The following is a 15,003-nucleotide window of genomic DNA, read 5'->3' on the forward strand; positions in this document are numbered from 1 at the left end:
GTCGTGGACGCACACCTGCATGGCGGGGTATCGCCCCGCGCCAACGGACGTTTTTCTTCGCCAAGGAGATTTGAATGCATTTGATAGGTTACGTGGGACTGCTGTTTTCCCTGTTGGCCTTCCTTTTTCTCGCCTGCTGGGCCGGTCTTGCCGCCTGGAGTGACCGCACCGGCTCGCTGCCGCTGGTCGAGCGTGGCCAGATCATCGGAGCCGGGGGAGTGTTTCTATCCTCCTTTATTTTGATTGTGGCGTTGGTTTCACGCGACTATTCCTTTCAGTATGTCTACGACAACGTCGATAACACGCTGGATTTCGTCTATACGCTGACCGCCTTCTGGGGCGGGCGCGAAGGGTCGCTGCTCTTTTGGGAGCTGATCATGGCCCTGTTCGGCGTCATCTTCGTCTTCACGCCGAGCTACAAGGTGTTCTCGGAGCGGACCAAGCTGTATTTCTGGATGTTCTTCCTGGTTACGCAGGGCTTTTTCCTGCTCATGCTCACCTGCTGGAGCAACCCTTTCATCGAGATGATTCCGCCGCCGAGTGACGGTCGGGGGCTCAACCCGCTGCTGCGCAATCCGGGCATGATCTTTCATCCGCCGTTGCTGTTCCTGGGCTTTGCCGGATATGCCATCCCGGCTGCCTGCGCCTTGGCCGCGTCCATAGCCGGGGAAACGAAATCCTGGGTCAAGGCCTGCCGCAACTGGAACCTGATTTCCTGGATATTCCTCACCGCAGGCATCGTGCTCGGCTGCTGGTGGTCCTACATGGAACTCGGCTGGGGCGGCTACTGGGCCTGGGACCCGGTGGAGAATGCATCGCTGATCCCCTGGTTCGCCGGGACTGCGGTGCTCCATACCTCCATCATCGAGGCCCGGCGCAATGCCCTGCAACGGACCAATGTATTCTTGATGGGACTGACCTTCCTGCTCTGTGTCTTTTCCACCTATCTGACCCGGTCCGGCGTCATTGATTCCCTGCACACCTTCGGTGAGTCCGGGGTCAGCCAGCCGCTCTTCCTGGGGCAAATGGTCATCCTCGCGCTCACAATCTTTGTTCCGTTCCTGAGCGAGCGCCACACGCACCGTTCCCTGTCCGAGTTCCTGAGCCGCCAGGGGATGCTGGTCATTACCGCCTGGTTTTTGCTCGCCCTCGGTGTGGTGGTGACGCTGGGCACCATGTGGCCGGTTATCAGTAAGCTCTGGACCAGCCATCCCATGGGGCTCGACGCGCATTTTTACAATCGGGTCTGTCTGCCGTTCATGAGCGTGCTGGTGCTGATCTTCGCCTTCTGTCCCTGGCTGGGGTGGAAGGGCGGCCTGCGCGACCGTCGTGGTTTCTTTGCCGTGGCCGGTGTGCTGGTGGTCAGTTTTGTCGTCCTTTTTGCTACCGGCATAACCAAACCGGTTGCCGCACTGGGCGCAGCCGCTGCCATTGCTGCCATGGCGAGCATCGTAATGCTTTTTGTTCTGTTTCCACCCTTGCGCAAAACGCGCCATAGCTGGGGCGTGTACGGCATCCACCTCGGTCTGGCGCTCCTTGCCCTCGGCATCGCCTTCTCGGGGCCATACAAAATCGAAAATGAGATCGTCCTCGGTCGGGGGCAGACAGCGGAAGTGGGCGGTTACGAAATCACCTATGTAGATCGTCATGACGACACCACGCCCGAACTGCGGGCGCGGGCCACTGCCACCCTCCGCGTGGAGAAGGACGGCAAGCTGGTCGGCATGATGCAGCCGGACAAGCGCATTTACCGCAACTTCGAGCGGCAGCAGTTCTCCGAGGTTTCCACCATCTTCAGCCTTGGCAACGAGGTCTACGCCACGTTGCTCGGGTTTACCGAGGACGACCGGGGCAGCTTCAAGGTCAGCATCAATCCGCTGGTCAACTGGCTGTGGATCGGCGGCACCCTCATGTGCCTGATGCCGTTCCTCGCCCTGACCCGGATGCGCCGCCCCGGAGAGGAAAAGTAGATGGCGGAGGACGCGCTTCTTACGGTGAAGCGGGCGGCCAAGTTCTACGGCTCCAAGCTCGTATTCAAAGAGGTTTCCTGTTCCGTCGCTCCCGGCGAGATCCTGTTGGTAGCCGGACACAACGGTGCGGGTAAATCCACCCTGATGCGCATCATGGCCGGGCTTTCCAAGCCCTCGGCCGGTGAAGTGCAGCTCCTGGTCGAGCCGGAGCGCTCCGCGTATCTTGGTCACGCCACCTTCATTTATCCCGGGCTTTCAGCCAGGGCCAACCTGCGCTTCTGGGCGACAATGTATGGACTTTCCCCGTCCGCCGACGAGATTTCGGCATTGCTCGCCCGTGTCGGTCTGGAAAAGGCGGCGGAGGAGAACGCCGGTTCGTTTTCGCGGGGCATGGCCCAGCGGTTGAATCTTGCCCGTATCTATCTCGTTGAGCCGGATCTTATTTTTCTGGACGAGCCGGGCACCGGGCTGGACCCACATTCCCTGGCGATGCTGCGTAGAGAGATTGTAGGATTCCGCGAGCGGGGCACCGGCGTAGTATGGATCAGCCACCATGTGGCCGAGGATGCGGCGCTGGCCGACAAGGTCCTGGCCCTGGGAGGACAGCGGGTGGAATTCTTCGGGCCATCAGCCGAGTTCCTGCAAGGGCTGGCAGAGGAGGGGACATGCTGAAGCGTGCCGCCGCCATTGCCGCCAAGGATCTTCGCCTGTCCGTTTCGGGCGGGCAGGGATTGGTGCAGGCTGTTTTGCTCGGTCTGTTGCTCATCTTTCTTTTTTCGCTTTCCCGTCCGCTGGGCGGTCAGATATCCGGCCAGGCTGCCGGAGCCATTTTCTGGCTGGCTTCGTCCTTCGGTCTTGTCCTGGTTTTCAACGACCTTTTCGCCATAGAGGAGATGAACGGTGCGCGCATCGGCATCCTCTCCTCCCCGGCGCCCGTCCACTGTGTCTGGATCGGCAAGGGAACGGCTGGGCTAGCGCTCCTTCTTGTCTCCCAGCTGGTGTTTTTCCCGGCAACGGTGGCCTTTCTCGGGCAGTCGGTGGCCGGTCCGGCATGGCTGCTCATCGTCACGCTGATCGGTGCGGATATCGGGCTGGTGGTCATCGGCGCGTTGCTCGGTGCGCTCTCGCAAGGGCAGGCCGCGCGCGAGTCGCTGCTCTCCGTCATTGTTTTTCCGCTGCTGCTGCCGGTGTTGCTGGCAGGCATCACCTTGTTTGGTTTCTGTTTTTCCGTGGAGGCACCCGGCGAGTATGCCAACTGGCTCGGGTTGATCTTCGCTTTTGATTGCCTGTTCGCAGGCGCGGGAATCTTTCTGTTTCCGTTCGTTTATAGTGGGGAAGAGTAGTTATGAAGGCAAAGTTGCTGGCCATTCCTGCGGTCCTGGCCCTGGCTGTCCACCAGTACATGATCTGGTATTACGCGCCGATAGCACAGTCCGGCCCGGTGCAGAAAATTTTCTACATGCACCTTCCGTGTTCCTGGTGGGCACTGGTGAGTTTCTTCGTGGTTTTCGTAGCGTCCATCCTTTTTCTCTTTGGGCGCAACGATACCTGGGACCGGGTGGCCGGAGCCGCAGCCGAACTCGGTGTGCTTTTCGCCTCGCTGGCGCTCATGACGGGTTCGGTATGGGCCAGGGCGGAGTGGGGCCACTGGTGGCTGTGGGACCCCAAACTGACTACGGCCCTGATCATGTGGTATGTCTATGCGGGCTATCTGGTGCTGCGCTCCACCCCCATGGGGCGTGATCGAAAGGCGCTGGTCTGCGCCGTGCTGGGCATCGTCGCCTTTCTGGATGTCCCTTTGGTCTTTTTTGCGGCCAAGTTGTGGGGGTCGGCGCACCCGGACGGGCTGGCACGGAAGAGTTCCGGCATGGAACTACGCATGTGGCATACCGTTTTTACCGGGCTGATAGCCTTTGGTTTTGTCTGGGCGGGTATGCTCATGGGACGGATTCGCCAGCTGCGGCGCAAGGCGGAGCTGGAAGCCCGCCTGGTTTGGGACGAATAATCAACGAAGCGAAGCAAGGATAACCATGTCTGCATCCACATATATCATTATGGCCAATGCCGCCGTCTGGCTCGGTCTGGCCGGGTATCTCGTTTTTTTGGCCAAGGGTGAGGCCCGGCTACGCCGCCGCGAACAACAGATAAATCTGCTGGGAGACGACCATGACGCTTAGCACCGTAACCTTCGGCCGCAAGGCCGTAATCCTTGTGGTGGTCTTGTCCGCCGCTGTCATCTTCGTGACCAGCTTCGTCTACCGCATGAATCATCCGAATCTTTTCGTGCAGGTGCAGCACCAGCCCACGCGGGAGGGCGGTATGCCCCCCGGCATGGGGGAGGACACGCCTTCCGGCCCCATGGCCAAGGTGAAGGAATATATGGCGAAGGTGGATTCCAACCCCGACGACATGGAAGCGTTGATCGGCCTCGGGAACGCCTTTCTGATGATGCGGGCCTGGGACCGCGCGCTTATTCCTCTCGAGCACGCCCACAAGCTCCAGCCGGATAACGATGGCGTGCTCAAGGCCATCGGCATCGCCTACTTCAACAAGAAGGAATTCGAAAAGGCGGACGCCTCCTATCAGGATATCCTGCGCATCAAACCGAATGATACATTGGCTATGTTTAATCTTGGGGTAATCAACAAATATTATTTCAAGAAACTGGATGTTGCCCGAACATATTTCGAGAAGGTCATTGAGCTGGAAAAGAATGATCCGGAGATGGTCAAGATGGCCAGGGAAGAGCTGGCAAAGTAGAATTCAAATAAAATCAGTCGATTATAAGCAAATGTAGTAGTGCTTAACATATTGACAAGAATGAAAGAATAAATACAATAGGTACTTCGCTTCGAATCCCATGGGGAGATGGGAGTCGGAGAGACGTTAATCCGCAATAGTGGTTGATCGTTTCTGTAGGAAACTTGTTACCATACTTTCAGGAGAGGAATTATGAGAGAGATCGTCAAACGCATTTTGATCGCGGCCGCCTTGGTTGCCATGCTCGCACCGTCCGCAATGGCCGGTGGTAAACTGCTGCTCGGCGTTGCCGGTGCCCATTCCGGTGATCTGGCCTCCTACGGCCTGCCCAGCGTCAACGCAGCCGAACTCGTTGCCGAAAAGATCAACGCTGCCGGTGGCATCAACGGCATGACCGTTGAGATAGTTGCCGAAGACGACCAGTGCAAGCCCGAGTTGGCCACCAACGCTGCCACCAAGCTGCTCTCCGACGGCGTGAAGATCGTCCTCGGCCACATCTGCTCCGGCGCCACCAAGGCTGCTTTGCCCATCTATCTGGACGGCGAGATGGTAGTCATGTCTCCTTCCGCCACCAACCCGCCGCTGACTCAGTCCGGCGAGTACCCCAACTTTTTCCGCACCATTTCTTCCGACGACGCCCAGGCTTCCCTGGATGTTGCCTATGCCAAGAAGCTGGGCCTGAAGAATCTGGCCGTCATTCACGACAAGGGTGACTACGGCAAGGGCTTCGCCTCTTTTGCTAAGCAGTTCCTGGAAGCCGATCCTTCCATGAATGTCGTGCTCTTCGAGGGTGTGACCCCCGGCGCGGTGGACTATTCCGCCGTTGTCCAGAAGATCAAGTCCACCGGTGCCGATGGCGTTATCTTCGGCGGCTACCATCCTGAGGCTTCCAAGATCGTCTCCGGTATGCGCAAGAAGGGCGTGGACATCCCGTTCCTGTCCGATGACGGCGTAAAGGACGACACCTTCATCAAGGTCGCCGGTCAGTATGCCGAAGGCGTCTACGCCTCCGGTCCCAAGGACTTTTCCAAGAATCCCCTGTTCGTAGAAGCCGTTGCCGCCCACAAGGCCAAGTACGGCACCGATCCTGGCGCGTTCTTCCCCGAGGCGTATTCCGCAGCTCTGGCTTTGCTGAACGCCGTCAAGGTCGCCGGTTCCACCGATTATGAAGCTGTTACCAATGCCCTGCGTACCAGTTTTGTCGACACTCCTGTCGGCAAGATCAAGTTTGACGCCAAGGGTGATGCCGAAGGCGTCGGCTTCTCCATGTACCAGGTGAAAGACGGCAAGTACGTACAGGTGCAGTAGTTTCTGCCCTATGAATGGATTTTACCAGGGGACAGGCCATAGTCTGTCCCCTGGCGTTATTTAATGAATGGGACAAACTACTCATGGAATACTTCTTTGAGCTGTTCTTCGGCGGTCTGACCCGAGGCAGCATCTACGCGCTCATTGCCCTGGGCTATACCATGGTCTACGGCATTATCGAGCTTATCAATTTTGCGCATGGTGAAATCTACATGATCGGGGCCTTTACCGGCCTCATCGTGGCAGGATTGCTTACCATGCTGGGGTTCCCGGGGATTTCCATTCTGGCCATTGCGCTGGTCTGTGCGGTTATCTGGGCTGCGGCCTACGGATACACCATTGAAAAGGTCGCCTATAAGCCGCTTCGCGGCGCGCAGCGTCTTTCTCCCCTCATCTCCGCCATCGGCATGTCCATCTTCCTGCAGAACTACGTCATGCTTTCGCAGACGTCCGACTTTCTGCCTTTCCCGGAACTCATTCCCCAATTCGGGTTCATGAAGCGGTTCGGCTCCATGATCAGTTCCTCGGAAATGGTCATTGTCGTTGCCACCATTCTTGTGTGCGTCGGATTGACCCTGTTCATCAAATTCACCCGCCTGGGCAAGGCCATGCGTGCCACCGCGCAGAATCGCAAGATGGCCATGCTGGTGGGCATCAACGTGGACATGGTCATCTCCGCCACCTTCGTCATCGGCTCCAGCCTGGCGGCGGTCGGCGGTGTGCTCATCGCGTCGCACATCGGACAGATCAACTACTACATCGGTTTCATCGCGGGCATCAAAGCCTTCACCGCAGCCGTTCTCGGCGGCATTGGTTCCATTCCCGGAGCCATGCTCGGTGGGCTGGTGCTGGGGCTGACCGAAGCCTATGCCACCGGCTACGTTTCCTCGGACTACGAGGACGTGTTCGCATTCTGTCTGCTGGTGCTTATCCTGATCTTCCGGCCTGCCGGTATTATGGGCAAGGACAAGATTCAAAAGGTGTAATCGGGCCGGGTTAATCCCCGTTGCCCTGCAAGGAATATGACGTGAGCAACGCAACCAACGATACACATCAAAGCTTCCTCAGCCTGCTGCTGACCGCCGGATGCGACAGCTTCCCCCAGGCGGTGCGGCGGTCGTTCCTGGCTGCGATCTGGTTCGTCTTCCTGACGTTTCCGATCATGGTCATCCGGGTCAATACAATCGAACATACAGTAGTCTGGCACTGGCCGCGGATGGGCTACGTGGCCGTGGGCGTCTTTTTCGGCTCCTTCATCTGGCGCTGGCTGCTGGCGCGCAAGGAACTGCGTAAGGATGACAGCCAAAGCGAATCAAAGGCCGAATCGCTGCTGACCCGCGTCCAGAACAACATGACGGCCAAGATCGTTCTGCTGGTCATCATTGCCGTCATTGCTGCCGCCGGACCGCTGAAACTGCACATTTTCGGCACCAAGTTCCAGCTGCTGAATCTCTATCAGACCAACATTATGATCTCATGTCTGGTGTACATTGTACTCGGACTTGGGCTGAACATCGTGGTCGGTCTGGCCGGTCTGCTCGACCTCGGGTACGTGGCCTTCTACGGGGTCGGCGCCTATGCCTATGCCCTGTGCAACATGCACTGGGGCATCGGGTTCTGGGCCATGCTTCCGATTGGCGCACTGCTCGGCGCACTGCTCGGCCTGCTTCTCGGTTTCCCTGTGCTGCGGCTCAAGGGCGACTATTTGGCTATCGTTACATTGGGGTTCGGAGAGATTATCAGGCTGGTTCTGGAAAACTGGGGTGATGTCACCATGGGGCCCTCCGGTATTTCCAACATCGACCGGCCGTCCCTGTTCGGCGTTAAGCTGGGAATCATCGCTTCCACCCAATACATGTATTACATCATCATCGGTTTGCTGATCCTGACCATCTTCTGCGTCAACCGGCTGCAGAATTCCCGCATCGGCCGAGCCTGGCTGGCTCTGCGCGAGGATGAGATCGCCTGCCAGGCCATGGGCATCGACAAGGTGAAGACCAAGCTGATGGCCTTTGCCCTGGGTGCCACCTGGGCCGGTATGGCCGGTGTCGTTTTTGCGGCCAAGACCACCTTCATCAACCCGGCTTCCTTCACCTTCTGGGAGTCGGCGATCATCCTGTCCATCGTGGTTATCGGCGGCATGGGCTCCATCCGCGGCGTCATCGCGGGCGCGGTGATCCTGATCCTGGTCCCGGAGTACCTGCGCGACTTCGCACAATTCCGGATGCTCCTGTTCGGCTCCATCATGGTCATGGTCATGGTCTTCCGTCCCCAGGGATTGATCCGGGCCAAGCGCAAGATCTACAAATACGAAGTGAAATCTGCGGGTGCAGCCAATGAATAATCCAGTTCTCAACGTCAACTCCGTGAGCAAGGACTTCGGGGGCATCCGTGCCCTGGATGAAGTCGATCTCGTGGTGGGCGACAAGGAAATCGTGGCTCTCATCGGGCCCAACGGCGCAGGGAAGACCACCTTCTTCAACTGCATCACCGGCATCTATGTGCCCACCTCCGGCGATGTCCTTATCGACCCGAAAGCTTCCGGTTCGACCCGGCGCATCAATGGCAAAAAGCCCAATGTCGTCACTGAGCTGGGTATGGCCCGCACCTTCCAGAATATCCGTCTCTTCCCATCCATGACCGCCCTGGAAAACGTCATGATCGGCACGCATTGCCGGACGAAGTCCTCGGTGTGGGGTGCCATTTCCCGCAACAAGGCCACCCGTGCGGAAGAACAGTCCGTGATCCAGAAAAGTTATGATTTGCTCTGTCTGGTAGGGCTGGAGGATATGGCCAACGAGCTCGGCTCCAACATCCCATACGGCAAGCAGCGTCGGCTGGAGATCGCCCGCGCCCTGGCCACCGATCCGTTCTTGCTGCTGCTCGACGAGCCTGCCGCTGGTATGAATCCCCAGGAGACGAAGGAACTGGAACGGCTGATTCTCGATATCCGCGAGCAGTTCGGCATCTCGGTCATGCTCATCGAGCACGACATGAAGATGGTCATGTCCGTTTCCGACCGTATCTATGTTCTTGACTATGGCCGGATGATCGCCGATGGAACGCCGCAGGAGATTGCTGAAAATCCGGAGGTCATCAAGGCCTACCTCGGGGAGGAGCACGATGACTAGGATTTTGGAGCTTGAGAACGTCAACAGCTTTTATGGCAATATCCAGGCCCTGTATGACGTCAACCTGTATATTGATACGGGTGAGATAATTACGCTGATCGGTGCCAACGGTGCCGGTAAGTCCACCACGCTGATGACCGTGTGCGGTGTGGTCCAGGCAAGGCATGGCAAGGTTGTTTACCAGGGAGACAACATCACCAAGGAAGCCCCGAACAAGATCGTTGCCAAGGGAATCTGCCAGGTTCCCGAGGGCAGATTGATCTTTCCGGAGTTGACCGTGGGCGAGAATCTCGATATGGGCGCATTCATGCGAAACGACAAGGACGGAATCAAGCGGGACATCGAGTACTGCTTTGAGCTTTTTCCCATCCTTGCCAGGCGCCGTCGACAGCCGGGCGGCAACCTCTCCGGCGGCGAGCAGCAGATGCTCGCGATCGCCAGAGCACTGATGGCACGGCCACGTCTTTTGCTTCTTGACGAACCGTCCATGGGGCTGGCACCTTTGGTCGTCCGCCAGATCTTCGAGATTGTCCAGAAGATCAACCGGGAAAGCGGCACAACGATCTTCCTGGTGGAACAAAACGCCAACCTGGCGTTGAAAATAGGCCACCGAGGATACGTAATGGAAAACGGAAGGATCGTGCTCACGGACACCTGCGACAAGTTGCTCGCGGATGAATCGGTGAAAAGGGCCTACCTGGGTCTATAATGGAAAACCCCGAAGCCGGACGGTAACGTCCGGCTTCGCTCTTATAAGATACCTTTTAACTCTCATGGAGGGTATATGGGCAAGATTCTAGATAAAGCATTAACCTTTGACGACGTCCTTCTGGTGCCGGCGTATTCCAACATCCTGCCGGATGCCGTGGATGTGTCCACTCAGTTGACGCCCGAAATCAAACTGAACATTCCTCTTATTTCGGCGGCCATGGATACCGTCACCGAGTCGCGCATGGCCATCTCCATGGCCCGGCACGGCGGCGCGGGTGTTATCCACAAGAACATGAGCGTGCGCGAACAGGCCCGCGAGATCGATCGGGTCAAGAAGTCCGAATCCGGAATGATTTCCGACCCCATTACCGTTCATCCCGACGATGACCTGGGCAAGGTCAAAGCCATCATGGCCGAGTACAGAATTTCCGGCCTGCCCGTTGTAAAGGGCGATCATCTCGTCGGCATCATCACCAATCGCGACATCCGTTTCACCAAGGATGACAACGCCATGGTCTCCGAGCTGATGACCTCCCGCGACCTCGTTACCGTGCCCGAGGGTATCGACACCGACGCCGCCAAGCACAAGCTGCATCAGCACCGCATCGAAAAGCTGCTGGTGGTCGATGCGGAGAACCGGCTCAAGGGACTCATCACCATCAAGGACATCAACAAGGACAAGAAGTACCCCCATGCGGTCAAGGATTCGCGGGGCCGTTTGCTGGTTGGTGCCGCCATCGGCATCGGCAGCGAGTGCCTGACCCGTTCCGAGGCACTGCTTCGGGCCGGAGCCGACTTCCTGGTGCTGGATTCCGCCCACGGACATTCCGAAAATATTCTGAAATCCACCCGCGAGCTGCGCGCCGCGTTCCCGGATGTACAGCTGATCGGCGGCAACATAGCCACCTATGAGGGGGCCAAGGCTCTCATCGAAGCCGGTGTGGATACGGTCAAGGTCGGCATCGGCCCCGGCTCCATCTGCACCACCCGCATCGTGGCTGGCGTGGGAGTTCCCCAGGTCACGGCGGTCATGGAGGCTGCCAAGGCTACCCGTGAGGCGGGCAAGTGCCTGATTGCCGATGGCGGCATCAAGTACTCCGGCGATGTGGTCAAGGCCCTGGCTGTCGGCGCACAGACCGTCATGATGGGCTCCGCGCTGGCCGGTACGGACGAGTCCCCAGGCGAGACCATTCTCTACCAGGGGCGTACCTACAAGCAGTATCGCGGCATGGGTTCCATCGACGCCATGAAGCGTGGCAGCTCGGATCGCTACTTCCAGGAAAAGTCCAAGAAGCTGGTGCCTGAAGGCATCGTCGGCCGCGTCCCCTACCGTGGCAAGGTCGGCGAGACCCTCTACCAGATGATCGGCGGACTCCGTTCCGGCATGGGGTATACTGGTGCCTCAAACATCGAGGAATTGTTCGAGAAATCCCATCTGGTCCAGATTTCATCGGCCGGTCTGCGGGAATCTCACGTTCACGATGTGTCCATCACCAAGGAATCGCCCAACTACCGTCAGGAAGGCTAATAAGCCGTCCATGCGGCTTTATCGGCAATATTCGAGGATCGCGGGCCGGACAGGCCTGCGGTCCTCTTTTGCCTTCCTTGCCGCGTATGGCCGAAAGGGGCGAGTTGCCCGGAGCGGCCTGTCCATGGTATTGGCAGGCAGCGGCGATTTGCTGCCAGCCCGCGGGGCTTGTGGCAAGTTGATGTAATTTGCGGCAACGGGCCGCTATCCCCGCTGCTGCGGGCCTTTTTAGGCTTTTCATTTCACCGGTTGTGAATTAGAGAGAGTCATGCACGACAATAGAGTACTCATCCTTGACTTTGGCAGCCAGTTTACCCAGCTCATCGCGCGCCGCGTGCGCGAGGCCGGGGTCTATTCCGAGATCCATCCCTGCAACGTCGATCCCGAAAGGGTCAAGGCGTTCAAACCGTCGGCGCTGATCCTGTCCGGCGGGCCGTCCTCTGTTCTGGAAGGCGGAAGTCCGGATCTGAACATGCAGTACCTGGAAATGGGAATTCCGGTGCTGGGCATCTGCTACGGCATGCAGTTGTTGGCCCACAACATGGGTGGCAAGGTCGTGGCCTCCACGGACCGTGAATACGGGCGTGCCCAGTTCACGGCGCAAAACGACAGTGTTCTCTTCGAGGGCGTCAAGGACAAGGACGACCTGACCGTCTGGATGTCCCACGGCGACCGGGTGGAAGGTCTGCCCGAAGGGTTCCTGCCCATGGGCAAGACCAGCACCATCAAGTTCGCTGCCATGGGCAACCCCGACAAGAAAATTTATGCCCTCCAGTTTCATCCCGAGGTGGCACACACCACGGATGGCGCCATAATCATCCAAAACTTTCTCTTCAAGGTCGCTGGGTTGAAGCCCACTTGGTCCATGGCCAGCTTTGTGGATACCTGCATTGAGGACCTCAAGAAGCAGGTCGGCGACGCCAAGGTTGTCCTCGGCCTCTCCGGCGGCATCGATTCCACGGTGGCGGCCGTGCTGCTGCACCGCGCCATCGGCCAGAACCTGCACTGCATCTTTGTGGACAACGGCCTGTTGCGCATGGGCGAGAAGGAAGAAGTCGTCGGTTTTCTGGCCGAACATTTCGAACTCAACGTCAAGTTCGTGGATGCTTCGGCAGAGTTTCTGGAGAATTTGAAAGGCGTCGACGATCCGGAGAAGAAACGCAAGATCATCGGCCACAAGTTCATCGAGGTCTTTGACCGCGAGGCCAAGGCCATCGACGGCGTCAGATTCCTGGGCCAGGGCACGCTCTACCCGGACGTCATCGAGTCCGAATCCTTCAAGGGTCCCTCGGCGGTCATCAAGTCCCACCACAACGTGGGTGGCCTGCCTGAAAAGATGAATCTGAAACTGGTGGAACCCCTGCGTGAACTCTTCAAGGATGAAGTTCGCCGTGCCGCCTATGAGCTGGGCCTGCCCGAGCACATCATCTGGCGGCAGCCGTTTCCCGGTCCGGGCCTGTCCATCCGTATCATCGGCGAGGTGACCGAGGAGCGTCTGAACGTCCTTCGTCTGGCGGACCGTATCGTCCAGAACGAGATGGTTGCCGCAGACTGGTACCGCAAGGTGTGGCAGGGTTTTGCCGTCCTGCTGCCGCTCAAGACTGTCGGCGTCATGGGCGACGACCGTACCTACGAGAATGTCATTGCCCTGCGCATAGTGGACAGTTTGGACGCCATGACCGCAGACTGGTCGCGTCTGCCCAGCGAGCTGCTGGCCAAGATGTCCAACCGGATCATCAATGAAGTCAAGGGCGTCAATCGTGTGGTTCTGGACATTTCGTCCAAACCGCCGAGCACCATCGAATGGGAATAGTGCACTAACCTTTTGCTTTAGGTAGACAAATGTTTGGAATAGGCGGACCCGAATTACTGATCATCTGCATCGTGGCGCTTGTTGTCATCGGCCCCAAGAAATTGCCCGAGATGCTTCGCTCTCTGGGCAAGGGGCTGGCTGAATTCAAGCGCGTCGGCAATGACGTCAAATCCACCCTGGACCAGGAAGTCGACAAGGCAGAAGCCGAAGCTCGCAAGCGTGAGGTCGAGGAAGCACTGGCCCGTCGCAAGGCGGAAAAAGCCAAGCAGGAAGCCGAGGAAGCCAAGCGCGTGGAGGCCGAAGCCGCTGCGCCCAAGGCCGAGGCTGCTGCGCCCAAGGCCGAAGCTGCTGCGGAGGGTGAGCCGGTAACCATTGTGGAAACAATGGCCGCCGGAGCGGAAGACGTTGCGGCAGAGCCGGAAAAGGCAGGGGAAAAGGCCTAGACGCCCATGACTTCAGATAACGACGACGTGAAACGGCCCGAAGAGGAAGAGACGGAAGAGGCCCTTGAGACCGAAACCGGAACTGAATCTTCGGATTCCGGCACCTCCGAGACCGCTGACACCTCCGGCGACGCGAATGGCGATTCCGGTAACCCCACCGGAGAAGGCGCGGATGCCCCTGAGGGTGATGCACCCGAAGACGTCAAATCCGACGAAGAGGATGATCCGTCCTACGACCCGGCTGACGGCACGGAGGACTCCTATGAAGAGGAATCCGGGGATGAAACGGCCGACGCTGACGGAGATGCCATTGCGGTAGCCGTTCCCTACGAGCCGGACGGGGACGAATCCGAAGACGCCGACGAACCCGACGAGGAAGACGGAGAACAGGATGACGGCGAGGGCGGCCAGATGTCCCTCCTGGAGCATCTGGGAGAACTGCGTACACGTCTGATGCGCGCTGCCATAGCCGTGGCTGTCGGTATGGTTGCCTGCTATGGTTTTGCCGAACAGATGTTCGACATCCTGATGAAGCCGATGGTGCAGGTCTTCCAGAAAAAGCTGGAAGCGAATCCCCTGCTTCCCCAGCAGTTCTTTACTGACTTCGGCCAGGTACTGGCGGATATGATGGCCAAGCACGGCTTTACGCCGGATAAGGTCGATCTGTTTGTCCATACATTGCAGAAATCACTGCTTCAGGCCACGCAGGAAGGGCACTTCCAGTATACGTATCCGGCCGAAGCGTTTTTCGCGCATATCAAGATATCCATCGTGGCAGGCCTGTTTCTGGTCAGCCCGTATGTCTTTGCCCAGATATGGGGATTCATCGCGCCCGGGCTGTATGCCCATGAGCGCAAGTGGATGGTCCCCATGGCCGTCATCTCCGCTTTGTTCTTTACGGCCGGGGCGCTGTTCGGCTACTTCATCGTTTTTCCATACGGTTTCGAATTCTTTGCCAGTTTCTCCACGGACGGCATCGTCTTCACACCCAAGCTCAACGAGTATCTGAGTTTCTGCCTGAAGTTGCTATTCGCCTTCGGACTGGTGTTCGAGTTGCCGCTGTTTATCTTCTTTTTGGCACGCCTGGGCATGGTTTCGTCCACCGGACTGCGCAAGAAGCGGAAGTACGCGATCCTAGTGGCCTTTGTGGTTGCAGCCATTCTTACGCCGCCCGATCCCTTTACCCAGTGCCTGATGGCCGGACCGCTCATTGTTTTGTATGAGCTGGGAATCTGGGTTGCCTTCTTCTTCGGCAAGCGGGAGACGCGGCATTTGAAGAAGCAGGAGGCTGCCGAAGCCGCAGCTGCGGCGGAAGCTGCCAAGGCGGCGGAAGAGGCGA

The 15,003-nt window shown here is 58.3% G+C and carries 14 protein-coding genes and 1 pseudogene; all 15 read left to right on the top strand.

Going from position 1 to position 15,003, the window contains the following annotated elements; translation table 11 throughout:
• The first annotated feature begins 74 nt into the window (after window positions 1-74).
• Window positions 75-1,970: a heme lyase CcmF/NrfE family subunit gene (locus ACI0FG_RS04590; protein ID WP_419787381.1), complete on the top strand. Its 1,896-nt coding sequence runs from the start codon at window positions 75-77 to the stop codon at window positions 1,968-1,970.
• Window positions 1,971-2,642, top strand: coding sequence for a heme ABC exporter ATP-binding protein CcmA (ccmA, locus tag ACI0FG_RS04595; protein ID WP_419787382.1), 672 nt, complete (start codon window positions 1,971-1,973; stop codon window positions 2,640-2,642).
• Window positions 2,636-3,313, top strand: coding sequence for a heme exporter protein CcmB (locus ACI0FG_RS04600; RefSeq protein WP_419787383.1), 678 nt, complete (start codon window positions 2,636-2,638; stop codon window positions 3,311-3,313). The genes ccmA and ACI0FG_RS04600 overlap by 7 nt, the downstream gene beginning before the upstream one ends.
• A 2-nt stretch (window positions 3,314-3,315) precedes the next feature.
• Window positions 3,316-3,975 carry a cytochrome c biogenesis protein gene (locus ACI0FG_RS04605; RefSeq protein ID WP_419787384.1) on the top strand — a complete coding sequence of 220 codons (660 nt, stop codon included), beginning with the start codon at window positions 3,316-3,318 and terminating at the stop codon, window positions 3,973-3,975.
• Between the two features lie 25 nt (window positions 3,976-4,000).
• Complete coding sequence (locus tag ACI0FG_RS04610; protein ID WP_419787385.1) at window positions 4,001-4,147, top strand: CcmD family protein; 147 nt, start codon at window positions 4,001-4,003, stop codon at window positions 4,145-4,147.
• Window positions 4,137-4,730: a tetratricopeptide repeat protein gene (locus tag ACI0FG_RS04615; protein WP_419787386.1), complete on the top strand. Its 594-nt coding sequence runs from the start codon at window positions 4,137-4,139 to the stop codon at window positions 4,728-4,730. The genes ACI0FG_RS04610 and ACI0FG_RS04615 overlap by 11 nt, the downstream gene beginning before the upstream one ends.
• A 192-nt stretch (window positions 4,731-4,922) precedes the next feature.
• Window positions 4,923-6,038, top strand: coding sequence for a branched-chain amino acid ABC transporter substrate-binding protein (locus ACI0FG_RS04620; protein ID WP_419787387.1), 1,116 nt, complete (start codon window positions 4,923-4,925; stop codon window positions 6,036-6,038).
• 83 nt (window positions 6,039-6,121) lie between these two features.
• Complete coding sequence (locus ACI0FG_RS04625) at window positions 6,122-7,024, top strand: branched-chain amino acid ABC transporter permease (protein WP_419787388.1); 903 nt, start codon at window positions 6,122-6,124, stop codon at window positions 7,022-7,024.
• An 89-nt stretch (window positions 7,025-7,113) separates the two neighbouring features.
• Entirely contained in the window at window positions 7,114-8,382 is a 1,269-nt protein-coding gene (locus ACI0FG_RS04630) for an ABC transporter permease subunit (RefSeq protein ID WP_419788355.1), read from the top strand.
• A complete protein-coding gene (locus tag ACI0FG_RS04635) occupies window positions 8,375-9,169 on the top strand; it encodes an ABC transporter ATP-binding protein (RefSeq protein WP_419787389.1) in 795 nt (264 codons plus the stop codon). The genes ACI0FG_RS04630 and ACI0FG_RS04635 overlap by 8 nt, the downstream gene beginning before the upstream one ends.
• Before the next feature lies 1 nt (window position 9,170).
• Complete coding sequence (locus ACI0FG_RS04640) at window positions 9,171-9,878, top strand: ABC transporter ATP-binding protein (RefSeq protein WP_419788356.1); 708 nt, start codon at window positions 9,171-9,173, stop codon at window positions 9,876-9,878.
• 75 nt (window positions 9,879-9,953) lie between these two features.
• The gene (gene guaB / locus ACI0FG_RS04645; RefSeq protein WP_419787390.1) at window positions 9,954-11,408 is read left to right on the top strand and encodes an IMP dehydrogenase; all 1,455 of its coding nucleotides are present in this window, start codon (window positions 9,954-9,956) and stop codon (window positions 11,406-11,408) included.
• A 268-nt stretch (window positions 11,409-11,676) separates the two neighbouring features.
• Window positions 11,677-13,221, top strand: a complete 1,545-nt coding sequence (gene guaA, locus ACI0FG_RS04650) for a glutamine-hydrolyzing GMP synthase (RefSeq protein WP_419787391.1) — start codon at window positions 11,677-11,679, stop codon at window positions 13,219-13,221.
• Window positions 13,222-13,250: 29 nt separating this feature from the next.
• Window positions 13,251-13,664: a Sec-independent protein translocase protein TatB gene (tatB, locus tag ACI0FG_RS04655; protein ID WP_419787392.1), complete on the top strand. Its 414-nt coding sequence runs from the start codon at window positions 13,251-13,253 to the stop codon at window positions 13,662-13,664.
• A gap of 411 nt (window positions 13,665-14,075) precedes the next feature.
• A pseudogene (gene tatC / locus ACI0FG_RS04660) lies at window positions 14,076-14,927 on the top strand (twin-arginine translocase subunit TatC); the annotation flags it as partial.
• Between the last annotated feature and the right edge of the window lie 76 nt (window positions 14,928-15,003).

The organism is Pseudodesulfovibrio sp. 7M6 (genome assembly GCF_050058625.1).
GTDB classification, from domain to species: domain Bacteria; phylum Desulfobacterota; class Desulfovibrionia; order Desulfovibrionales; family Desulfovibrionaceae; genus Pseudodesulfovibrio; species Pseudodesulfovibrio salinus.

Bases quoted from the DNA above. Each gene is read 5' to 3' on its own strand.
- ACI0FG_RS04590 (WP_419787381.1), top strand. From the start codon at position 75: ATGCATTTGATAGGTTACGTGGGACTGCTGTTTTCCCTGTTGGCCTTC.
- ccmA (WP_419787382.1), top strand. From the start codon at position 1,971: ATGGCGGAGGACGCGCTTCTTACGGTGAAGCGGGCGGCCAAGTTCTAC.
- ACI0FG_RS04600 (WP_419787383.1), top strand. From the start codon at position 2,636: ATGCTGAAGCGTGCCGCCGCCATTGCCGCCAAGGATCTTCGCCTGTCC.
- ACI0FG_RS04605 (WP_419787384.1), top strand. From the start codon at position 3,316: ATGAAGGCAAAGTTGCTGGCCATTCCTGCGGTCCTGGCCCTGGCTGTC.
- ACI0FG_RS04610 (WP_419787385.1), top strand. From the start codon at position 4,001: ATGTCTGCATCCACATATATCATTATGGCCAATGCCGCCGTCTGGCTC.
- ACI0FG_RS04615 (WP_419787386.1), top strand. From the start codon at position 4,137: ATGACGCTTAGCACCGTAACCTTCGGCCGCAAGGCCGTAATCCTTGTG.
- ACI0FG_RS04620 (WP_419787387.1), top strand. From the start codon at position 4,923: ATGAGAGAGATCGTCAAACGCATTTTGATCGCGGCCGCCTTGGTTGCC.
- ACI0FG_RS04625 (WP_419787388.1), top strand. From the start codon at position 6,122: ATGGAATACTTCTTTGAGCTGTTCTTCGGCGGTCTGACCCGAGGCAGC.
- ACI0FG_RS04635 (WP_419787389.1), top strand. From the start codon at position 8,375: ATGAATAATCCAGTTCTCAACGTCAACTCCGTGAGCAAGGACTTCGGG.
- guaB (WP_419787390.1), top strand. From the start codon at position 9,954: ATGGGCAAGATTCTAGATAAAGCATTAACCTTTGACGACGTCCTTCTG.
- guaA (WP_419787391.1), top strand. From the start codon at position 11,677: ATGCACGACAATAGAGTACTCATCCTTGACTTTGGCAGCCAGTTTACC.
- tatB (WP_419787392.1), top strand. From the start codon at position 13,251: ATGTTTGGAATAGGCGGACCCGAATTACTGATCATCTGCATCGTGGCG.